The organism is Ruegeria sp. AF8 (assembly GCF_056541825.1).
Genome location: NZ_JBQFYW010000001.1, coordinates 60,540 through 81,459, shown reverse-complemented (window position 1 = coordinate 81,459; position 20,920 = coordinate 60,540). Strand labels below are relative to the sequence as shown.

General features: G+C 60.3%; 18 protein-coding genes. 7 read left to right on the top strand and 11 right to left on the bottom strand.

What is annotated here, in order from left to right; all coding sequences use genetic code 11:
• Window positions 1–3: 3 nt before the first annotated feature.
• On the bottom strand, window positions 4–687 hold the full coding sequence (gene ruvA, locus ACR0AO_RS00365) for a Holliday junction branch migration protein RuvA (RefSeq protein ID WP_480598528.1): 684 nt from the start codon (window positions 685–687) through the stop codon (window positions 4–6).
• Window positions 684–1,181, bottom strand: coding sequence for a crossover junction endodeoxyribonuclease RuvC (gene ruvC / locus ACR0AO_RS00360; protein ID WP_480598526.1), 498 nt, complete (start codon window positions 1,179–1,181; stop codon window positions 684–686). Before ruvC ends, ruvA begins: the two co-directional genes overlap by 4 nt.
• Window positions 1,182–1,512: 331 nt before the next feature.
• Here ruvC and ACR0AO_RS00355 point away from each other — a divergent pair, with 331 nt between their 5' ends.
• On the top strand, window positions 1,513–1,725 hold the full coding sequence (locus ACR0AO_RS00355; protein WP_480598524.1) for a DUF1127 domain-containing protein: 213 nt from the start codon (window positions 1,513–1,515) through the stop codon (window positions 1,723–1,725).
• A gap of 104 nt (window positions 1,726–1,829) precedes the next feature.
• On the opposite strand, the gene ACR0AO_RS00350 is transcribed toward ACR0AO_RS00355, so the two are convergent.
• The 4 genes from ACR0AO_RS00350 to ACR0AO_RS00335 all read right to left on the bottom strand — a co-directional run bounded on the left by ACR0AO_RS00350 (window position 1,830) and on the right by ACR0AO_RS00335 (window position 5,785).
• Window positions 1,830–2,174: a hypothetical protein gene (locus ACR0AO_RS00350; RefSeq protein WP_480598522.1), complete on the bottom strand. Its 345-nt coding sequence runs from the start codon at window positions 2,172–2,174 to the stop codon at window positions 1,830–1,832.
• A gap of 99 nt (window positions 2,175–2,273) precedes the next feature.
• Entirely contained in the window at window positions 2,274–3,152 is an 879-nt protein-coding gene (locus ACR0AO_RS00345) for a 50S ribosomal protein L11 methyltransferase (protein WP_480598519.1), read from the bottom strand.
• Window positions 3,152–4,546, bottom strand: coding sequence for an MATE family efflux transporter (locus ACR0AO_RS00340; protein WP_480598517.1), 1,395 nt, complete (start codon window positions 4,544–4,546; stop codon window positions 3,152–3,154). Before ACR0AO_RS00340 ends, ACR0AO_RS00345 begins: the two co-directional genes overlap by 1 nt.
• A 6-nt stretch (window positions 4,547–4,552) precedes the next feature.
• Window positions 4,553–5,785 carry an MFS transporter gene (locus tag ACR0AO_RS00335; RefSeq protein WP_480598515.1) on the bottom strand — a complete coding sequence of 411 codons (1,233 nt, stop codon included), beginning with the start codon at window positions 5,783–5,785 and terminating at the stop codon, window positions 4,553–4,555.
• 128 nt (window positions 5,786–5,913) lie between these two features.
• Between ACR0AO_RS00335 and ACR0AO_RS00330 the strand changes: the two genes are divergently transcribed.
• Window positions 5,914–6,975 (top strand): YeeE/YedE family protein, encoded by a 1,062-nt coding sequence (locus ACR0AO_RS00330; RefSeq protein WP_480598513.1) that lies wholly within the window; start codon window positions 5,914–5,916, stop codon window positions 6,973–6,975.
• A 3-nt stretch (window positions 6,976–6,978) separates the two neighbouring features.
• On the opposite strand, the gene ACR0AO_RS00325 is transcribed toward ACR0AO_RS00330, so the two are convergent.
• Window positions 6,979–9,174 (bottom strand): primosomal protein N', encoded by a 2,196-nt coding sequence (locus ACR0AO_RS00325; RefSeq protein ID WP_480598511.1) that lies wholly within the window; start codon window positions 9,172–9,174, stop codon window positions 6,979–6,981.
• A 90-nt stretch (window positions 9,175–9,264) separates the two neighbouring features.
• On the opposite strand from ACR0AO_RS00325, the gene fsa reads away from it, so the two are divergent.
• From fsa to ACR0AO_RS00305, 4 genes are all read left to right on the top strand, one after another.
• Window positions 9,265–9,918, top strand: a complete 654-nt coding sequence (fsa, locus tag ACR0AO_RS00320; RefSeq protein WP_480598509.1) for a fructose-6-phosphate aldolase — start codon at window positions 9,265–9,267, stop codon at window positions 9,916–9,918.
• Window positions 9,919–10,257: 339 nt separating this feature from the next.
• Window positions 10,258–10,965 carry a DUF484 family protein gene (locus ACR0AO_RS00315; RefSeq protein WP_480598507.1) on the top strand — a complete coding sequence of 236 codons (708 nt, stop codon included), beginning with the start codon at window positions 10,258–10,260 and terminating at the stop codon, window positions 10,963–10,965.
• A complete protein-coding gene (locus ACR0AO_RS00310; protein WP_480598505.1) occupies window positions 10,962–11,882 on the top strand; it encodes a tyrosine recombinase XerC in 921 nt (306 codons plus the stop codon). Before ACR0AO_RS00315 ends, ACR0AO_RS00310 begins: the two co-directional genes overlap by 4 nt.
• A gap of 78 nt (window positions 11,883–11,960) precedes the next feature.
• Window positions 11,961–12,683: a CDP-alcohol phosphatidyltransferase family protein gene (locus ACR0AO_RS00305; RefSeq protein ID WP_480598503.1), complete on the top strand. Its 723-nt coding sequence runs from the start codon at window positions 11,961–11,963 to the stop codon at window positions 12,681–12,683.
• A gap of 27 nt (window positions 12,684–12,710) precedes the next feature.
• Here the strand turns inward: ACR0AO_RS00305 and ACR0AO_RS00300 are convergent, their stop codons facing one another.
• Together ACR0AO_RS00300 and ACR0AO_RS00295 are read right to left on the bottom strand one after the other, a co-directional pair.
• A complete protein-coding gene (locus ACR0AO_RS00300; RefSeq protein ID WP_480598501.1) occupies window positions 12,711–13,178 on the bottom strand; it encodes a hypothetical protein in 468 nt (155 codons plus the stop codon).
• Between the two features lie 76 nt (window positions 13,179–13,254).
• Window positions 13,255–13,710, bottom strand: a complete 456-nt coding sequence (locus ACR0AO_RS00295; protein ID WP_480598499.1) for a methylated-DNA--[protein]-cysteine S-methyltransferase — start codon at window positions 13,708–13,710, stop codon at window positions 13,255–13,257.
• Between the two features lie 146 nt (window positions 13,711–13,856).
• Here ACR0AO_RS00295 and ACR0AO_RS00290 point away from each other — a divergent pair, with 146 nt between their 5' ends.
• Window positions 13,857–15,023, top strand: a complete 1,167-nt coding sequence (locus tag ACR0AO_RS00290) for an adenylate/guanylate cyclase domain-containing protein (protein WP_480598497.1) — start codon at window positions 13,857–13,859, stop codon at window positions 15,021–15,023.
• Between the two features lie 44 nt (window positions 15,024–15,067).
• Here the strand turns inward: ACR0AO_RS00290 and ileS are convergent, their stop codons facing one another.
• Window positions 15,068–17,986: an isoleucine--tRNA ligase gene (ileS, locus tag ACR0AO_RS00285; protein WP_480598495.1), complete on the bottom strand. Its 2,919-nt coding sequence runs from the start codon at window positions 17,984–17,986 to the stop codon at window positions 15,068–15,070.
• Window positions 17,987–18,149: 163 nt separating this feature from the next.
• Window positions 18,150–20,894 carry a DUF2339 domain-containing protein gene (locus ACR0AO_RS00280; RefSeq protein WP_480598492.1) on the bottom strand — a complete coding sequence of 915 codons (2,745 nt, stop codon included), beginning with the start codon at window positions 20,892–20,894 and terminating at the stop codon, window positions 18,150–18,152.
• Window positions 20,895–20,920 lie beyond the last annotated feature (26 nt).

The window sequence follows — 20,920 nt, the reverse complement described above, 5'->3', positions numbered from 1 at the left end:
CACTCAGCCTTTCGGAGCCAGAAGTTTCAGCGCAGCGCGGATCAACTCCGCCTCACCCGCATCGGGTTGGTCTGCCGCGGCCTCGGCCACCGCGGCAGCGGCCTCGGACGGGCCGTACCCGAGATTGGACAGCGCAGACAACGCCCCGGCAGTCGATGCTGCTGCACCGATCGGCTGTTGCGGCGCGACTTTTCGTACGGGTGCGGCCACGGACTCGACCGGATCGACCACCTCGGCAATCATCCCGTCCATCGCATCGGCAACCGTTCCACCCATCGCCATCACGCCCGGCGCCTTGTCCTTGAGATCCAGTACGATCCGTTGTGCCGTTTTCGGGCCAACTCCCTTGGCGGCCTTGACGGACGCCCAGTCACCCAATGCAATCGCGCGGCTGACCCCGTCGGGACCCAATGCGCCCAGGATGGCCAGCGACACCTTTGCTCCGACGCCCTGTACCGAACACAACAGCCGGTGCCATTCCTTTTCGGCCAGCGATGTAAAGCCGTAAAGCTGCATCAGATCTTCGCGCACCACCAGATCGGTATACAGGGCCACCACCTCACCCGCTCCGGGCAGCGCGGCCATGGTCCTGTCCGAGCAATAGACGATGTACCCGACGCCGCGCACGTCGATCAGAATATGATCCGAAGCCCGGTAATCCAGTCGCCCCGTCAGTTTGCCGATCATGCCCGCACCTCTTTCAGCCGCGCCGGTTGCGTCCTGCCGTAATAGGCGTGACAGATCGCGATGGCCAGCGCATCCGCCGCATCCGCGCCCTTGGGCCGGCACCCCGGCAATTGCAGTTTGACCATGTGCAGAACCTGTTCCTTCTCGGCATGCCCGACGCCCACGACGGTCTTCTTGACCCGGTTCGGCGCATATTCCCCGACCGGCAACCCCGCTTGCGCCAGCGTCAGCAAAGCCACACCCCGCGCCTGCCCCAGTTTCAGCGTTCCGGCCCCATCCTTGTTCACGAAAGTCTGTTCGATGGCGGCCTGATCCGGCGCATGGGCATCTATTACTTCGACGATCTGGTTGTGCAGGGACAACAGCCTTTCACCAAGATCATCGCCATCGGAATGGCACAGGCCGTTTGCAACGTGACTCAGACGGCTGCCATGTGATTCGATGACGCCCCATCCCAGGGTTCGCAACCCCGGATCAATGCCCAGAATCCGCATAATTTGCCTCGGCCCGCTCGATGTTTTGATGCCTTTTTATCGCACTAGCACGAAACAAGAACATTTTCCAAGAGATTTGCGATCACGCATAAAAGCGACACCAGTATCATGTGCGCGACCCCAACGGCGTAATTCGACATATTCAGGTCAGGAATCGACGCTTTTCAAAACATAAACTCACCAATGTTTCATGGACGTTTCACGTCCTCCTACCCTTGCAAAAACCGCATAGGACACATGCATTTTCTGCGCTTGTGAACGCACCCCGACATCACTAGATGCCCGACAGATCGAAACGAAGAACGTCACGACTAACAGAAGGAAACAGGATATGGCTGCTCTGGACACCTCCCGCACCACCACTGGCTCGTTCGGCCTTGTTGGCCGTATCGGCGAGCTTTTCACATCGGCCCTCAACGCCGTGATCGAATGGAATGACGCCCGCGCCACTCGTAACGCGCTGTCTGAGTTGTCGGATCGCGAACTGGACGATATCGGCCTGTGCCGTGGCGACATTGATATTGTCGCCGAGGGTCGGCGCTGACGCCACCACTTACAAACTGCCCACTCTCCCATATTTTGGGCGAATTGAAAACGCCGCGTACTCTCCCTTACGCGGCGTTTTTCCTTTTGTCTGCTCTTTGAGTTTCAGCGTAAAATCGAACCTATCTGAGTTGCGATCAACTCGGACACGGGTTCAATCTGCATCACCCATGCACCTGCTTTTTCAACCGAAGTCCCTTCACTTAGGCGCGTAACCCGGTCGTTGTAGGACGCTTGCCCCAAGACCGCCAGAAGGAAGGCCTTGAAAACGAAAAAGGCGACACCGAACATCACGAGAACCCGAAGCGGTAATGCTGACCGGATTCTTTGCGGCTTCATCACAATCAGACCGTCCGAGCGCATTTTGGCAAGGTAACCGCGCGACATGGATTGGTGCTTTTTGTTCAAGCGCCGTATTCTCTGATCAAACTCCATTGGCTTATCAACCATTGCAGCCTCCGGGCCTCGCCCTCCCATCATCCGGAAATCAGGCTACGGTTGAATTGCGCCAAAAGCATGGCGAAAATCGAAGAATCCCCCAAAACCGGCCTATTTTTCGCCATTTTTCTTTAATGTCAGCGTCGTCCACTCACCAATTTCTTCTTTTTCCACCAAATTGGTTCCATTTTCGAGATAAACTGACGCTACATCTTGGGCCTGCTCATTAAGAATCCCCGACAATATTGCGTAGCCCCCCGGCTGAAGGTGTTCCACCAATTCGGGCGCCAGAGCGACAAGTGGGCCTTTGAGTATATTGGCGAAAATCAGCTCATAAGGGCCGGATTCCTCAAGTTCCGGGTGGCCGAACCCTGCCGCTTCGAGGCAGCGGACGGTGCCTTCCATCCCGTTGGCGCGCAAATTTGCTTCGGCAACATCGACAGCAACCTGGTCGATGTCGCTGGCCAGAATATCCCCGGTCCAGACCCGCGCAGCGGCCATTGCCAGAACTGCCGTTCCACATCCGATATCGGCAACCTTGGTGGCCTGAAACCCGCTTTCGATCAGGCGATCCAGCGCCCGCAGGCAGCCAAGCGTCGTTCCGTGGTGTCCGGTTCCGAATGCCATCGCTGCTTCGATCAGCAGCGGCACGCTGCCTTCCGGCACCTTGTCGGCATCGTGGCTGCCGTGGACGAAGAACCGTCCCGCCTCGACCGGAGCCAGCTCGCGCCGGACATGCGCGACCCAGTCGGTTTCCGGCAGTTCCGAAACAACGAACGGCCTGGCCCCGAAAGCGGCGGCCAGAACGGCCAGCGCGGTCTCGTCAGGCGCTTCTGTAAAATAACCACCGATTTCCCACAGGCCCGATCCATCCTCAACCTCGAAAACGCCGATCCCGGTCGGTTCGGGGTCCAGCCGCTCCATGGCTTCGCCAAGCCCATCGGCTGCGGTCTTGCCATTCAGTGTGGTCAGTGCGGTAAATGTGGGCATCAGCGTCTCCTGAATCTGTCTGCATGCGCGTAGGACCGCGGCGGTTCGAGGTCAAGCTTTGGCAGCCTTTCGCGGCTCAGGGACACTGCGTATTTCCATCCCCATACGCCCGCGCCGATCCCGACAACCAGACTGCACAAGGCTTGCGCATAGATTACGCCGGATGATCCATATACCGATGCCAGCCACAAAGCCGCCGGTAAGGTCAGCATGACATCGCGCGTCCAGTTCGTCAGTGTCGCACGTCTGGGTCGCCCCAAGGCATTGAACGCCGCGTTCGAGACAAACAGCATCGAAGCAAAAACGAAGCCGCCGGCGCCAACATGGGTAAAGGCGTCAAGAACCTCCTGCGCTGCCTCCGGCAGCGCGAACCACCGGGCAATGGCCGGGCTTGCCGTAGCCAACATTGCCCACATAACCAGAGTATACCCCAGGCCGAACAGGATGGCGTCGCGATAGGTACATCTGACCCGGTCATAATCCCGCGCGCCGAAATTCTGGCCGAAGATGCCACCGATTGCGCCCGCAAGGGAAAATATACCTCCGAATGCGACAACCGTGAGCCGACCCACGACCGCCCATCCGGCCATGGCCTGGTCGCCAAACTGTGCCATAACCGAGGTCAGGATATAGTTGCCGGTTGGCGCCGCCAATTGGGTCAAAATTGCGGGAACGGCAATCAGGAAATACGGGCGCAAGGTGCCAAGACAGTCCCGCCATTTCAAACGCGCCAGCAGATTGTGCGGAACGGTCGCGAAATAAAGCGCCAGACCCAGCATGACGAACCGGAACAGGACCACACCGATCGCGGCGCCGTCCAGACCCATGCCCAGAGCATAGATCAGGACGGGATCAATGATCATCGCACATGCGCCGGATGCCAGCGTTACGGACATCGACCGCACCGCGTCGCCTTCTGCCCGCAGCGCCCCGTTGACGATCATACCCGCAGCCATGATGCCCAATGAAGGCACCGTTATCGCAAGATATCGCGCCGCCAAGGCGGCGGTTTCGCCTTCGGCCCCGGAAACGGCAACGATCTGGTGGCGGAACAGCAAGATCATCAGCCCCGTGGCGGTCTGGATCAGAAACGCCAGAATCAGCGCGCTTGTGGCTTGCCGTCGCGCCAGCCCGCGCCGCCCCTGCCCGATCCTGCGCGAAATCAGCGCCGTGGCGGCGATCATCAACCCGATGCCGACGCTAACTGACAGAAACTGGATTGCGAATGCGAATCCGATGGCCGCCATCAGACGGGGCTGCCCGAGCTTGGATATCCAGAACAGATTGGCCGCATCCACCAGAAACACAAAGGTAATTCCCACCGCCCCCGACAGGGTCATGCGCACCACATGCCCCATTGTCGACCCGGTCAGGAACCGTCCCTTTTCAGACATGAGGGCTCATTCCGCGGGCGTCGCGACGTATTTCGAGAACACCGTCTCGTTGCCGGGTTCCGGATGGCGCGGAATCAACAGCGACAGTCCAAGTGACACCAGAGCCATCAACGCAGCCAGCCCGAACACCGCCCCCGGGGACACCACCCACAGCAGCCCCAGCAACGCGGGCAGGAACACCGCCGCAATATGGTTGATGGTAAAGGCCACGGCGGCGGTCGGCGCGATATCGGCCGGATCGGCAATTTTCTGGAAATAGGTCTTGAGCGCGAGCGCCAGCGCGAACAGAACATGATCGATCACGTAAAGGATGGCCGCCAGAAGAACACCCCAGCCGAACCAGTAGATTCCGCCATAGGCCGCAAAGACCATCGCCAGACCCGTATATTCAAAGATCAGTGTTCTGCGTTCACCAAACAGCGCCACCGCCTTACCGAGCATCGGCGCGGCCGCGATATTGATCAGCAGGTTGATCAGGTACAATCCGGTCAGCTCATGCACGTCGAAACCGAACTTCTCGACCATCATGAACCCTGCAAACACCACGAATATCTGCCGCCGCGCCCCGGCCATGAACTGCAGAGCATAATACAGCCAGTACCGGCGGCGCAATATTAGCTTTTTGGTCTGCGGGGTCGGGGACTCAAACTGCGGGAAGGCCACCAGACAGAAAAGTGCCAGAACCGTGGTCAATCCGCCAGCGGCCATAAAGACCGTGTTATAGGCCAGATCGAAGCGGTCCCACGTCAGCACGATCAGGCCGTAGACAACCAGCGTGGCGGTGGAACCGGTGGCGACAAGCCATCCCAGAACCTGCGGCGCGCGATCCTTGGGCAGCCACTGCAGTTGCAGCGACTGGTTGACCGTCTCATAGTAATGAAAGCCGATCGAACTGAAAAGCGTCACGAACAGCAATCCGCCAAGACTTGGGAACCATGCCGTGACCGCCGTGGCAACACCCAGGAGTGCAAGCGAGATCATCGCCAGAACCTGCTCCCGGATCACGAGGATGACCGCTATCACTCCGATTGCCAGAAACCCCGGGATTTCACGCACCGTGTGCAACAGACCGATATCCGCACCGTCGAAATTCGCTACCTCGATGACGAAATTGTTCAGCAAGGCGCTCCACGCATTGAACGCGATCGGCATGGTCATGGCCATGACGAAGAGCAACGTGACCGGGCGGCGCCAGAACGGCAGAGTCCGTGCATCCGACAAGGGGATGGGTTTCAACATGAGATGTCCTCTACGCCCAATAAGGAACCTTGGCGAGAGAAAACCTGTTTCCGCACATCTGATCTGCATCAATGCAGAGATTGGAATATCAAATTATGTCTCGGTCCGAGCATGCGATGGAGTTTGCCATGGACCTCGTCAATCTCGTCGAACGGATCGGCGAAGCCCCCACCGCCGCCTTGTTCGGCCTTATTACCGGAATAACCTTCGGCATTGCCGCGCAGCGCTCACGGTTCTGCCTGCGTGCGGCCACGGTCGAATTCGCCCGTGGCAGGATCGAAGACAAGATTTCGGTCTGGCTCCTGACCTTTTCGACGGCCGTCGTCTGGGTTCAATCGGCACAATTGCTGGGCCTGATGGATTCTGCCGACGCACGAATGATGGCCGTTCCCGGCAGTTGGTCCGGGGCAATTATCGGCGGACTATTGTTCGGGGCGGGCATGGTTCTGGCACGGGGCTGCTCGGGGCGATTGCTGGTGCTGGCGGCGACGGGAAACCTGCGTTCGTTGGTTTCAGGGCTGATCTTTGCGGTCGTCGCGCAGATGAGCCTCACGGGCATTCTTTCGCCCGCGCGCGACCGCCTGGCCGCGCTATGGATCACGGATGGCGGGCGCAACATGGATATGCTTTCGACGCTGGGGCTGCCTGAATACGGGGGGCTGGTGATCGGTACAGCAATCGCGGTTTTCGCGCTGTTCCTGTCGTTTCGGCAGAAAATCGGAGCGACACGGTTGATCTTTGCCTCGGGCGTCGGGTTCGCCGTGGCGCTGGGCTGGGTTCTGACCTATGCACTGGCACAGATCGCGTTCGAGCCGATCCAGATCGAAAGCGCAACCTTCACCGGGCCTTCGGCCCATACGCTGATGTATTTTCTGGAACGTGACGCGGTTCTGGAATTTGACGTCGGGCTGATCCCCGGCGTTTTCATCGGCGCGATGCTCGCCGCATGGCTGGCGGGCGAAATGCGGTTTCAGGCCTTTGACGATGCACTCACCATGCGCAAGGCGATGATCGGCGCCGCCATGATGGGCTTTGGCGGCATGCTGGCTGGGGGCTGTGCCATCGGCGCGGGCGTTACCGGCGGGTCGATCTTTGCCGGTACCGCGTGGCTGGCCTTGTTCTGCATGTGGATCGGAGCCATGGCGACCGACATTCTGGTCGATCAGAAACCCGGAACTGTTCCGATCTGACCTTCAATAGAAACTTTGCGGGTCGATATCGACCGCCAGCCGCATATCGCCCCTGAGCCGTATCTGCGCGATCCATCGCGCGATAGCCTCCTGCAGTGGCGCGCCCTTGGGTGCCTTGACCAGCAACCGAACACGATGCCGTCCCCGTATACGCGCGATTGGCGCAGGTGCGGGCCCAAAGACCTGCGCTCCGATCTGGCGGATGGCCATGTCGTTGCGCGCCAGCGTATTACCAAGATCGAATACCGGGCCAACTTCCTGCCCTGACAGGATGATCCCCGCCATACGCCCGTAGGGCGGCACACCCGCCGCTTGCCGCCCTGCAGCTTCGGCCTTCCAGAACGCTTCTTCGTCACCTGCCAGAATCGCCCGGATTACCGGGTGTTCGGGCTGGAACGTCTGCAGCAGCGCCTGCCCCGGCCTGTCCGCCCGCCCGGCCCGACCCGCCACCTGCCGCATCAGTTGAAAGGTTCGTTCGGCCGCCCGCAGATCAGAGCCCTGCAGGCCAAGATCGGCATCGATCACGCCGACCAGCGTAAGTTTCGGAAAGTTGTGCCCCTTGGCCACGAGCTGAGTGCCGATGATGATATCAGCATCCCCTCCGGCAATCTCTTCGATCTTTTCCTTCAGGGCTCGTGCCGACCCGAACAGGTCAGAGCTGAGCAAGGCGATACGGGCATCGGGAAACGCCGCCCCGGCCTCTTCCGCCAGCCGCTCGATTCCCGGCCCGACAGGGGCCAGCTTGCCCTCGACCCCGCAGGAAGGGCAGGCTTCGGGCATCGGCCTGGTCTCGCCGCACTGATGGCACATCAGGCGTTTAAGAAAGCGATGCTCGACCATGCGCGCATCGCAATGATCGCAACCGATCTGATTGCCGCAGGCCCGGCACAGTGTAACCGGCGCATAGCCGCGCCGGTTGATGAACAAAAGCGACTGTTCCCCCTTGCTCATCCGGTGGGTGACCGCTTGCCGAAGCGACGGGGAGATCCATGTCCCCGGCTGCAACCGCTCGGCACGCATGTCGAGGGATTTCATCTCGGGCAGAACCGCCTCTCCAAAGCGCGACGTCAGGTCGAGCCGCTGATATTTCCCTGCTTCGGCGTTTGCCCAGCTTTCCAGCGAAGGCGTCGCACTGGCCAGAACCACCTGTGCCGCGCAGATCGCCGCGCGCAGAACGGCCATGTCGCGGGCGTTGTACAGAACCCCGTCCTCCTGCTTGTAGGAGGTGTCGTGTTCCTCATCGACCACGATCAGTCCGAGGTCGCGGAAGGGCAGGAACAAGGCCGAGCGCGCACCCACGACAAGCTGCGCATCCCCCTGGCCGACCATACGCCAGACCCGGCGCCGTTCGGTCAGTGTTGCACCGGAATGCCACTCGGCCGGACGGGCGCCGAAGCGGGCTTCGACGCGGGTCAGAAACTCGGCCGTCAGCGCAATTTCGGGCAACAGGACCAACGCCTGCCTGCCGCGCCGCACGGCCTCGGCCACGGCTTCCAGATAGACTTCGGTCTTGCCCGACCCGGTAACGCCTTTCAGCAGAGTGGTCCCGTATTCCCCACCCTGAACCGATTGTCGCAACGCCTGGGCCGCCGCGGCCTGATCATCGGTCAGCGCCTTACCCGGCATATCCGGGTTCAGCATCGGATAGGGCAGGTCCCGGGGGCTGTCCTCCTCGCTCACGGCCCCGAGCTTGACCAACCCTTTGACGACCGACGGGGTGACCCCGGCCATCCCGGCCAATTCTTTCAACGTAAAGGCGAGACCGCCATAGTCCCGCAATACTTCCAGAACCCGCCTGCGCGCGTCGGTCAGACGGTCCGGATCGGCATGTCCCAACCGATAGACCTTGCGCATCGATGGCGGATCGCCGAGCCCCGGCGCGCGCGTGGCCAGCCGCAACATTGCGGGCATCGACGTCAGCGTGTAGTCCGCCGCTCGCCCCAGGAACAGACGCAATTCCTCGCGCATCGGCGCCACATCCAGAACCCGGATCACCGAGCGGATTCTGGATCGATCAAAATCGCCCCGGCCCGCCCCCCAAACCACGCCCAACACCTTACGCGGACCCAATGGAACTTCGACAAACGCGCCCGGAAAACACCCGCCCTCGGGTGCCTTGTAGTCCAGCGTACGATCCAACGGCTGCGCGGTAAGAACCGCGACCAGATCGCCTTGATCAAAGTATTCCGGGCCGCTCAAGTGCTTCCTTTCGCTGGCAGGGGTTTCGGCAGGTGTTCCTTTGAGGTAAAGGCAAGCGCGACAGAGGCCAACCCATCAAAGGACTGCCCCATGAAATTCTTTGTAGATACCGCCGAGATCGACGCCATCACGGAACTGAACGATCTGGGCATGGTGGACGGCGTGACCACCAACCCGTCGCTGATCCTGAAATCAGGACGCGACATTCTGGAAGTGACCAAAGAGATCTGCGACCTTGTTGACGGCCCGGTTTCGGCGGAAGTCGTTGCAACTCAAGCGGAAGACATGATCGCCGAGGGCCGCAAGCTGGCCAAAATCGCCCCGAACATCGCCGTCAAGGTACCGCTGACCTGGGACGGGCTGAAAACCTGCAAGACGCTGACTGACGAAGGCCAGATGGTCAACGTCACTCTGTGCTTCTCGGTCAATCAGGCGATTCTCGCCGCAAAGGCGGGCGCGACTTTCATCTCGCCGTTCGTCGGTCGTCTAGACGACATCAACCTCGACGGCATGGAACTGATTGCCGATATCCGTCAGGTCTACGACAACTACGGCTTCGAGACCGAGATCCTCGCCGCGTCGATTCGTTCCGTGAACCATGTCGCCGAAAGTGCCCGGATCGGCGCCGACGTGATCACCGCACCGCCCGCCGTGATCAAGAAACTCGCCGATCACCCACTGACCGACAAGGGTCTTGAGACCTTTCTGGCGGACTGGGCCAAAACCGGCCAGAAGATCCTGTAGCACCGCACCGAAGATAGAATCGCGGCACTCCCGCGCCCCGGCTTACCCCGGCTGCGCCGGACGACACCGCACCTTGGGCTTGGCAGCGCGCGCTGCGCGCTGCGGCTTCGCCAATCCTACTCCTCAATTTCATCAGGCAACCGCGCAGCGCCTTCAGGTGCTGCGCCAGACCCAACTGCCTGGTCCTGATCTTTGATCAGGTTCTGGCGGGCGGGAGTACGCTGTGGTTGCACGACAACCATAGAGGGTGTCGGTTTTCACGGTTTTGCCGTGATTTTTCCTAAGCAAAGCCGAAAGCCCGTGCTATAAACCGCGTCAATACGAGAACACGGAAAAAAAATGAGCAGCAAAGCCAAACTCGAAGATAATCTGCGCGCGGCAATTCTTGCAAAGCCTGATGTCGTTCTGGACGACAAGGATCTGATGCAAGCTCTGGTTGCCGCCAACGAGCGCGCAATGGGTGAGAATATCATAGACCTGCGCTCCATCGCCATGGAAAGACTTGAGGCGCGTCTCGACCGGCTGGAAGATACGCACCGCTCCGTCATCGCCGCAGCTTACGAGAACCTCGCCGGAACCAATCTCGTTCACCGGGCCATTCTGCGTTTGCTGGAGCCGTCGGATTTCGAGGAGTTTCTGGGAACGCTCGGCGGTGACATTGCCGAGATCCTGCGGGTGGATCTCGTCACGCTGGTTCTTGAATCCACTCTGGATGGAAGCGATCCTGTCCTCTCGCGGCTTGGCAACGCTCTGAAGGTGGTCGAACCGGGCTTTGTCGAAAACTATCTCAGCGGCGTCACGCGGCGGGTTACCCGGCCAGTAACGCTGCGCCCGATCACACCTTTGGCGGAGCAGGTCTTTGGCGACCAGACGATGCGGTTGAGATCCGAAGCCTGTCTGAGGCTTGATCTGGGAACTGGGCACCTTCCGGGGATGATCGTGATGGCCTCCACCGACCCGCGTCATTTTACTCCGCAGCTTGGCACCGATCTTCTGTCCTTCTTTGCCGGCGTGTTCGAACGTTCGATGCGCCACTGGCTGTCGTGAGCCTGATTTCTCCAGCCTGCCGCGATGCGCTTCAGCATTGGCTGGAAGGCCAAAAAGCCCTGGCCGGGCATTCTGAAAACACCCTGACGGCCTATCGCGGCGATGTGACCGATTTCCTGTCGTTCATGACGCTGCACCATGGGCAGCCGGAAGGGCTGGCATCCATCGCCAAAATCACGGTCTCGGACATGCGTGCCTGGATGGCGCATCAGCGCGGCGATGGCATCGGCGCACGGTCGCTTGCGCGCAAACTGTCGGCGGTCAAGACATTCTATCGCTGGCTGTCCGAGCGCGAAGGGTTCGAACCCACTGCAGTGCTTTCTACGCGGGCACCAAAATTCACCAGGAAACTCCCCCGACCGCTCGCCGAGGACGCCGCTCGCGCGATGATCGACACAGTCGAGCTTCAGTCGGGCAAGAACTGGGTTGCCGCACGGGACGTGGCGGTGGTCACTTTGCTTTATGGCTGCGGCCTGCGGATATCCGAGGCCCTGTCCCTCACGGGCAAGGATGCGCCTTTAAAGGAATCAGTGCGAATCGTGGGCAAGGGCGGAAAAGAGCGGGAGGTGCCGGTGATTCCGGCCGCGCGTAGCGCGGTCGACACATATGTGGGTCTTTGCCCGCACCCCAAGACGCCCGCTGCCCCCTTGTTTCGGGGCGTGCGCGGCGGCGCATTGAACGCCCGCGCAATCCAGGAGGTGATGGCAAGGGCCAGAATGCAGCTTGGTTTGCCTGCGACGGCCACGCCGCACGCGCTGCGGCACAGTTTCGCGACGCATCTTCTGGCCGCAGGAGGCGATTTGCGGGCGATCCAGGAATTGCTGGGCCATGCATCCTTGTCCACGACGCAAGCCTACACGGCGGTCGACACTGCCCGGCTGATGGAAGTGTACAACCGCGCGCATCCGAAAGCCTGAGACCTGAACCGAAAAATATTCCATGCCAATCACCAGCAACCGTTTGCAGTCTTCGCCCTTTTCGGTCATGACGGGGCAATGACACCGAGGCTCAAAGCTCTTTCCGTCCATCTGTTCACAGCAACGGGCGCCGTGTTTGCCATGCTGGCCATGCTCGCCGCCGTGGAAGAAAAATGGAGCCTGATGTATCTGTGGCTGGTGGTGTCGTTCATCGTGGATGGTATTGATGGCCCTCTGGCGCGCCACTATCACGTCAAGAAGTACTCACCCGAATTCGACGGTGTCCTGCTGGACCTGATCATCGACTATCTGACCTATGTCTTCATCCCGGCTTTCGCATTGTTCAAATCGGGGTTGATGGATGGCTGGACCGGCTGGTTCGCAATTATCGTGATCACCTTTGCCAGCGCGATGTATTTTGCAGATACACGCATGAAAACAAAGGACAACTCCTTTTCCGGCTTCCCCGGTTGCTGGAATATGGTGGTCATCGTGATTTTCGCGCTTCAGCCGAATTTCTATGTCAGCCTTGCCCTCGTGACTTTGCTGGCCGTCGCAATGTTCCTGCCGCTGAAGTTCATTCACCCGGTCCGAACCGCCCGCTGGCGCCGGCTGTCTCTGCCGATGGCCTTTGCCTGGACCTTTTTCGCCGGATGGGCCGCATGGGTGAATTTTGACCCGCAAAGCTGGGCGCATTGGGGGCTTGTTCTGACCAGCCTGTATCTGGTGAGCGCGGGTATCGCCCAACAGATCATCCCACAGCGGAACATGGCACCCCTTCGCGAAAAAGGCGCGCCTTAGCACGCCTTTGACCGGGCCTGGACGATGTCAGAGGACGTCTTCGACCTCGAATTCCTGACTGTTATGGGTAAAGACTTCGCCCGCCTGAAGACCGGCCATCGCCAGATAGATCGGGCTTTGGGTTGAAATTCCCATATAGGTTTCGCCGTCCACCTCGAAACGGGTCGTAGAAACCGAGACCACGAAGTTTCGGTTGTCGAATTTCACGACAGCACCCGGTGCAACGGTATCGGTCAATCCGAAATCGGTGTTCTCCAAAACGTCGATCTTGGCGTGATGCGCATGAACCGGGGCATCAAACGCCGCTGCCAGATCGGCGTTGCCGCGCGATGCGGCGATATCGTCCTTGTCGTGCCCTTCCCGATCATCCAGCTGGGACTCTTTCATGAACGCTTCGTGATGCGCTTTGGCCGTAGCAAGTTCTTCGGCTTCCAGCGACATGAGTTGATCAATAATGGCTTTCTTTTTTGCAGCGCGATCTTGCTCGGCAGTCATTGAATGAGTCCTTAAATTCCGGTCGTCAAATAAAAGTGTGCTGCGAACCGCCTGAATGCAACAGCTTTTGCGCATTTCAGATCAGCAAACCCGCCGCGCCCTCATGCCGCAACAGCGCAACCTTGGTTTCGATCCCGCCCGCGCCCGAAAAACCGCCCAATCCATTTGCCGCCAGAACGCGATGACAGGGGATGATAATCGGGATCGGATTGGCACCACAGGCTTGTCCGACGGCTTGCGCGGGGTAGTTCAGTTCTCTGGCGATATCGCCATAGGTCCGTGTCTCACCGAGAGGGATCGCGAACATCGCATCGCAAACCTGTTGCTGGAGCTCCGAACCGTTCACCCGGAGCGGCAAATCGAAGTTGAGCAACCGCCCCGCATCATAGGCGCTGAGCTGCGCTGCCGCCTCTTTCAGCAGAGGGGATTGAGGAAATTCAACCTCTCCTCCCCATTGCAGGCGCACGATGGCACCATTTTGCTCTTCGATGGAAAGGCGGCCGAACTTGGTATCGACACAGATTTTTGGCATAAAGCGAAGCTGGCAGAAGGCGCGCACCGCTGCAACCGATATGTGATGGGCTGGGGGCCGTCACTCACCAGGCTGAAACTGTCGCCAATTGCTTCAATCCCGCATTCCGAGCATGATCATACCCCAGAATGTGCGGGGCAGATGTCATGGTGAACGAGGCCAAAACTCATTCCGTGTGCAACTGGCTGATTGCCGGAGCACAACCACCAAAAAACATCGAGGCGGTTGTCGAAGACTGCGCGCGCCGGCTGAATGAGGCGGATATCAGGCTTGATGCGCTCATCATCAGCGGTCTGTTCATTCACCCTCAAATTCGCGGCATCCAGATACGGTGGACGCGCAAGGGTGGCGTGCGGCGCGTGACTTTTCTGCATGAGTATTTTGATACGGTTGATTTCAAAAATACCCCGATCGACGGAAGCATCTCGACAAAACGCTCAATTCGTTTGCGCCTTGCGGATACTGCGAATACCTCCGGCAAATTCGGGGAATACAGACGAAACTTTGTGAGCGCCGGATATACCGACGTTCTTGTGCTCCCGATGATCAACTTCGACGGAACCGTGTCCGGCTGCGTGGAGTTTGCGACCCAGGCCGAGCGTGGCTTTGACGATGGACAAATTACGGCGTTGCGGCGCGTGCAGTCGTCCCTGGCACGTATGAAAGAATATTTCACCGAGCGACTGGACAAGCAGATCACCCTTGCAACCTATCTGGGAGAGGCCACCAGCCAGAAAGTACTGAGCGGCAAGATCGTTCGCGGCGAAGGCGAGACGATCTCGGCCGTTGTACTTTTTGCCGACATAAAGGGGTACACCCAGTTATCGAACCGAATGGAGTCGCAAAAAGTCCTGCATTTCCTGAACCATTTCTTTGCCGTGATCGACGATTCAGTCACCCGCAACAACGGCGAAATCCTGAAGTTTCTTGGCGATGGGGCTCTCGTGATATTCCCCACACCGGACGATTTGACCGCCCAGGAGGCGGCGGCGGACGGTGCCCTGCAAGCCATCGCGCACGCCAGGGCAACGATGACCCATAAGCAGATCACCCCATCCCCTGAATTTCGTGCAGCTTTGCATGTGGGGGACGTTTTCTATGGAAATATTGGCAGCAAGACGCGATTGGATTTCACCGCTATCGGACCGACGATCAATCTCTGTTCGCGAATGCTGGGCGAAGCTTCGCGGCGCGATGCCGACACGATCTGCTCGAAACAGTTCATGGCCATCTCGACAATCAAGTCGGGAACACCTGTGAAATGCGACGTTGCTGGATACGACAGCCCCGAAGAGTTCTTTATCGTCGAATAAACACCCCCTCACCTGCTTGGCGAGGGGGCGAAATTTCAGGAAAGTCAGCCAAGAGCTTCGTCACAACGGCCGCAGACGCCGGAATGTGCGTGGCGGCCAACATCCGGCAGGATTTTCCAGCAGCGCTGGCATTTGGCACCTTCAGCTTTTTCGAACACTACGCCGACACCTTCGATTTCCGGCACGCGGAAGGCTTCGGCCGGTGACGGGTCGCCGGTGACGGTCAGGCCCGACGTGATGCACATGTCATCGACGTCGAATGTGGCCAGAAGGTCGCGGGTCTCGGCGTCTTCGACATGAACAATCGGCGCGGCTTCGAGGCTGGAGCCGATGTTCTTTTCCCGGCGCTGAACCTCCAGAGCGGCGGTCACGGCACGGCGCACCCGGCGAACCTTGGCAATACCGGCCTCAAGCGCCTCGTTTCGCCATTCGGCGGGGGTTTCCGGAATGTCGATCAGATGCACCGAGCTGTCCTCGCCCGGGAACCGCTCCAGCCAGACCTCTTCCATGGTGAAAACCAGGATCGGGGCCAGCCAGGTGGTCAGCCGGTGGAACAGGATGTCCAGAACCGTGCGCGCGGCGCGGCGGCGCGCGCTGTCTCCGTCACAATACAAAGCGTCCTTGCGGATATCGAAATAGAAGGACGACAGATCGACTGTGGCAAAGGTGAACACGGCGCTGAACACGCCCTGGAAGTCGAACTCGGCATATCCCTTGCGCACCTGAGCATCCAGATCGGTCAGACGGCTCAGGACCCAGCGCTCCAGTCGCGGCATGTCTTCGGGGTCGACCACCCGATCCGCTTCGGAGAAATCCGCCAGCGATCCCAGCATGAACCGCATGGTGTTGCGCAAACGGCGATAGCTGTCCGCGGTGCCCTTCAGGATCTCCGGCCCGATCCGCTGGTCAGCGGTATAGTCGGTCTGAGCCACCCAAAGGCGCAGGATATCGGCGCCGTATTGCTTGACGACTTCCTCAGGCACGATTGTGTTGCCCAGCGATTTGGACATCTTGTTGCCCTTGGCATCCAGCGTGAAGCCGTGAGTCACCACATTGCGGTACGGCGCACGGCCCTTGGTGCCGCAAGCCTGCAGCATGGACGAATGGAACCAGCCGCGATGCTGGTCGGTACCCTCCATGTAGACATCGGCGATGCCGTCCTCGGTGCCATCCTCACGGTCCCGCAGAACGAAGGCATGGGTCGAGCCGGAGTCGAACCATACGTCCAGCACGTCAAAGACCTGATCGTACTCCTCGGGGTTGGCGATGCCATCCAGCACCTGTTCCTTGAACCCGTCGGTGTACCAGATATCCGCTCCGTCCTTCTCGAACGCCGCCTTAATACGGGCGTTGAGCTCTTCGTTGCGAAGCAGGTAATCCGCGTCGGTGGGCAGAGCGCCTTTCTTGGTAAAGCAGGTCAGTGGTACACCCCAGGCGCGCTGGCGCGACAGAACCCAGTCCGGGCGCGCTTCGATCATGGAATACAGACGGTTGCGCCCGGTCTGCGGCGTCCACTTCACAAGCTCGTCGATAGACCGCAGGGCGCGTTCGCGGATGGTATCGCCCATCTCGCCCATGCCGTCGTTCAGCTTGCGGTCAACGGATGCAAACCACTGCGGCGTGTTGCGGTAGATGATCGGGGCCTTCGAGCGCCACGAATGCGGGTAGCTGTGCTTGATCTTGCCACGCGCCAGCAACCCTCCAACCTCGACCAGCTTGTCGATGACCGCCTTGTTGGCGTCGCCTTCGCCGCCCTTGCGGGACAGGATGTATTTGCCACCAAAGAACGGCAGATCGGCGCGGAACGAGCCGTCATCCATCACGTTGTAAGTGATGACCTGCTCGAGCATCCCCAGATCGCGGTAGAGTTCGAATTCTTCCATCCCGTGCGATGGCGCACAGTGGACAAAGCCGGTGCCTTCGGTGTCGGTCACAAATTCAGCGGCACGGAAGTCGCGGATGTCATCCCATTCGCCATTGCCACCTTCGGCCCCGGCCAGCGGGTGGGTCAGTTGCACGCCCTCCAACTCATCGGTGGTCACATCGCGCACGCGGGTCCACTGGTCGTCGTTCAGGCGGGCGCGGCCCAGTACGTCGGCGGCCAGATTGTCGGCCAGCAGGAACTTGTCACCGACACTGGCCCAACATTCGTCGGGAGCGCCGGTGACTTCGTAGAGGCCGTAAGAGATGTCCTTGCCAAAAACGACAGCCTTGTTCGACGGCATGGTCCAAGGGGTCGTCGTCCAAATCACGACAAACGCGTCATTCAGATCGCCCGCATTCACGACCTTGAACTTCACCCAGATGGTGAAGCTTTCCTTGTCGTGATACTCGACTTCGGCCTCGGCCAGCGCGGTTTTCTCGATGGGCGACCACATCACGGGTTTCGAGCCCTGATAGAGCGTGCCATTCATCAGGAACTTCATGAACTCGTCGGCGATCACCGCCTCGGCGTGATAGTCCATCGTGATGTAAGGATCGGGCCAGTTGCCGGTGATACCCAGACGCTTGAACTCTTCACGCTGGATGTCGATCCAGCCCTCGGCGAACTTGCGGCATTCCTGACGGAAATCGACGACGTTCACCTCGTCCTTGTTCTTGCCCTTCTTGCGGTACTGTTCCTCGATCTTCCATTCGATCGGCAGGCCGTGGCAATCCCAGCCGGGCACATAGCGTGCATCAAAGCCCATCATCTGATGGGAGCGCACGATCATGTCCTTGATGGTCTTGTTCAGCGCGTGGCCGATATGCAGGTGGCCGTTTGCATACGGGGGGCCGTCATGCAGGGTGAAGGGCTTGCGCCCCTGTTTCTCGCGCAGGCGGTCATAGACTCCGATCTTTTCCCACCGTTCCAGCCACGCAGGCTCGCGTTTGGGCAGGCCGGCGCGCATGGGGAAGTCGGTCTTGGGCAGGTTCAGCGTGTCTTTGTAGTCGGGCGTTTCGGTGATCGTGTCGGCGCACATGGGTGGCGTCCTTCGGATTGTCTTTTGCGGATAGCGGCGATCTTGCGGTGCGAAGTCTCAAACACCTTGGCCCGGCGTCTCGGAAACTCAGAGCGCCGGGGATATAATTCGATTAATGATGGCCAGCCGGTCAAACATGCCCGGGCTTATAGGACGGTGCCGCCTATTGGTCCAGTGGTTCCGGTGCCTGCGGCGAATGGCGCAGCATGGCCCAGCGGTTGAGCCACGCCAGACCCGCCAGCGCAAGGCCCAACGCAAGCAGCGAAAAGACCCGGATCAGCCCGCCCAACCCGGCGATATCGATCAGGAACACCTTGGCGATTGCCAAACCGATCACGGCAAGCCCCGCCTTGCGCATCGGGGTCGAATGCCGGGCAAGCGACTGATAGAACAACACCGCACCGATCAGCAAAAGAGTGATCGTATAGGTATAGAGTTCGGGCTGGCTTACACCGTTCTCGTGATACATCCCATCAGCGCCTTGCCAGAAATGCCGGATCGCCATGCCCAGCCAGACCACCGCGAGCGTCAGGGTGGCGGCACCGGACATCTGCTTCAGCCATCGCGGCATGGACCCGATCCGCCACACGGAAAACGCAACAAGCAGGGCCGGCAACAAATATGCAACGGCGAGCGAGTTGAAGACTGGCGGCCCAAGCACCGGCATCGCACCATACGTCAGCAACGGGTTGCCGTCGGTCAAGCCGGCGACCAGCGCCAGAACGCCCATAAGCCCAAACACGCCAGCCAGCCCTGCACGCACCTTGGCCAACCTGCCGCCGAGTTCCAGACGATGCACCTGTGCAAAAGCAAGACCCAGCCAGATCACCGACAACAGCCCCAGGCTCCAGTGGCTTTCCTCCGCCCGTCCCCCGATGGTCTTCAGCCATCTCAGCAGCAGAAGCGACAGTAGCAAACCGCCTGTCGACCAGGCGGCGCTCTCCAGCATCAGCCTGGCCACCGGGCGCGGCAGCGGTCGCAGCAGATACAGCGCCAGCACCAGCCCCGCCAGGGTTCCGCCATAGGCCAGCAGCATCTCGGCCAAAGGCGCATATTCCGCCCAGAACAAACCGGGGTCCATAACCAGCCGATAGCCAAGCGTGACGACCCCCACGGCAATGAACCAGCTCATTGGCTGCAAGGCGAATTTCCGGTCCAGCGCCGCGGCTGCGGCGACCGTCACCGTCAGGGCCACGGTCAGGGCGGCGGAACTCAGCACGATAATGCAGGCAAAGGCCAGACAGGACAGCGCCGACAGTGTTGCCAGCGCCGCGCGCATCCGTTCTTCTCCGTCTCGGCGGGCGAACCGTTCGGCGAACACGACCATCAGCGCCCCCAGGGCCAGCGCGTGCAGCGCCCAGTAATAGGACCCTAATACCCCTGCCGGTCGCCATGCGAGCTCCAGCACGATGGCCAGGGCCGGGGCGAACACCGCCGCCCCTCCGGCCCAGATCGCCGCCATGCGACCAGCCCGGAATGAGCGCCACGCGGCCAGTACCGAAATCATCGCTCCGATCGCTGCCACAAAAGTCACGACCCAGGGAAAATCCGCCTCGGGTGTTTCGGCATAGGTGTCGGAAAACCGGCGATAGACAGGGCCGAATTCAAACCCCTGCACCCATACCACCCACACCAGACCGGCAGCCGGAAACAGCACGGTATCCTGCAAGGCGCGGGCCCCGTTGGCCCACAGGATCAAGGCCGCGGACAGGGCGGACAACAACAGCACCGCGAGCCAGAATTCGGCCTCTGATCCGCCCCAGCGCAGCGCGACAATGGCCGTGCTGACCGCCACCGAGGCAAACGCCAGCCGTGTCGGGAATTCCGGCCAGGGATCTCCCTTTTTGCGGTGCGCTATCTCCAGCACCATGCTGCCCCGGTGATCGGGGATCAGACGCCGGGCCGGCACCACGATGGCCGCCAATGCGATCAGGACGGCATAGACCATCAATGCCGCATCGGTCGAAGACGCGGAAAGCAACACCAACCACGCGGCGGCATAGGCACCCATGAGGGTCAAAACCGAAATCCATGCCCAGCGCCGGACCGTATCGATGCCCAAACCCAGCACGGTCACGACAAAGAAATAGATGTAAAGCCACGAAGGGTCTTCGGACGATCCGCCAACCAGAAACGGTGCGGCAAACGCGCCGGTCAAACCCACCGCCGCCAGCAGCGGCCCATGGAACCAACCCAGCACAAGCCCCAGAAGCGCGATGATCACCATCGCGGACAACGCCGCCTCGGCCCCGATCAGGTCATAAAGCTGGCGTGCCGCCAGAATGCCGCCGAACAGCGTAACCAGCCCCGATCCGGAAAAGACCGAAGGCAGATAGGCGGCGCTGGAGGCTTCGTCATCCCCGAACCGGCGACGCACGACCTCGCCCGCGGCAATCAGAACCGCGCCAAAAGCCAAGGCCGCAATCACTCGCGCCGCCGGCGGGAGCAATCCGTTTTCCACCCCGTACTGAACAAGGAAAATCCCCGCCAGCGTCAGCGACAGGGCGGACACCGCATAGAACCAGTTCTCTCGCAGCCATTTGCCCAACGCATCGAACCTGTCCTGCCGGAACACCACGGCGCGGGGCGGTGTATCCGGTGTTGTTGCTCCGGCTGGCACCTCAGAGGGCTGGTCGTCGGGTTCCCGACTTCGAGGAGGCGACCAGGGGGCGGGCCTGGGTTTCTCTCCGGCCTGAACCGGCCCGGCATCCCGAGCCGCCTCTTTCGCAACCGGAGTCGCTGGTTTTTTCGGCAAATCCGCAGGCTCCGTCAGGTCCCCCAACCGGGCGATCCGCTTTTCCAGTTCTTCCACGCGCTTTCTCAGCCGCGATTGACCGACCAGAAGGACGATGATCGTCACCGGGATGGCCAATACGATCAAAGCGACAAGAACAAGCAGGGATTCCACAACGATCCTCCGAACCAGATTGCAAA

Excerpts from the sequence above, each read along its gene's own strand:
- ACR0AO_RS00335 (WP_480598515.1), bottom strand. The coding sequence starts at position 5,785 with ATGTTGAAACCCATCCCCTTGTCGGATGCACGGACTCTGCCGTTCTGG.
- ruvA (WP_480598528.1), bottom strand. The coding sequence starts at position 687 with ATGATCGGCAAACTGACGGGGCGACTGGATTACCGGGCTTCGGATCAT.
- ACR0AO_RS00300 (WP_480598501.1), bottom strand. The coding sequence starts at position 13,178 with ATGACTGCCGAGCAAGATCGCGCTGCAAAAAAGAAAGCCATTATTGAT.
- ACR0AO_RS00290 (WP_480598497.1), top strand. The coding sequence starts at position 13,857 with ATGGTGAACGAGGCCAAAACTCATTCCGTGTGCAACTGGCTGATTGCC.
- fsa (WP_480598509.1), top strand. The coding sequence starts at position 9,265 with ATGAAATTCTTTGTAGATACCGCCGAGATCGACGCCATCACGGAACTG.
- ileS (WP_480598495.1), bottom strand. The coding sequence starts at position 17,986 with ATGTGCGCCGACACGATCACCGAAACGCCCGACTACAAAGACACGCTG.
- ACR0AO_RS00305 (WP_480598503.1), top strand. The coding sequence starts at position 11,961 with ATGACACCGAGGCTCAAAGCTCTTTCCGTCCATCTGTTCACAGCAACG.
- ACR0AO_RS00340 (WP_480598517.1), bottom strand. The coding sequence starts at position 4,546 with ATGTCTGAAAAGGGACGGTTCCTGACCGGGTCGACAATGGGGCATGTG.
- ruvC (WP_480598526.1), bottom strand. The coding sequence starts at position 1,181 with ATGCGGATTCTGGGCATTGATCCGGGGTTGCGAACCCTGGGATGGGGC.
- ACR0AO_RS00330 (WP_480598513.1), top strand. The coding sequence starts at position 5,914 with ATGGACCTCGTCAATCTCGTCGAACGGATCGGCGAAGCCCCCACCGCC.
- ACR0AO_RS00295 (WP_480598499.1), bottom strand. The coding sequence starts at position 13,710 with ATGCCAAAAATCTGTGTCGATACCAAGTTCGGCCGCCTTTCCATCGAA.
- ACR0AO_RS00315 (WP_480598507.1), top strand. The coding sequence starts at position 10,258 with ATGAGCAGCAAAGCCAAACTCGAAGATAATCTGCGCGCGGCAATTCTT.
- ACR0AO_RS00355 (WP_480598524.1), top strand. The coding sequence starts at position 1,513 with ATGGCTGCTCTGGACACCTCCCGCACCACCACTGGCTCGTTCGGCCTT.
- ACR0AO_RS00345 (WP_480598519.1), bottom strand. The coding sequence starts at position 3,152 with ATGCCCACATTTACCGCACTGACCACACTGAATGGCAAGACCGCAGCC.
- ACR0AO_RS00350 (WP_480598522.1), bottom strand. The coding sequence starts at position 2,174 with ATGGTTGATAAGCCAATGGAGTTTGATCAGAGAATACGGCGCTTGAAC.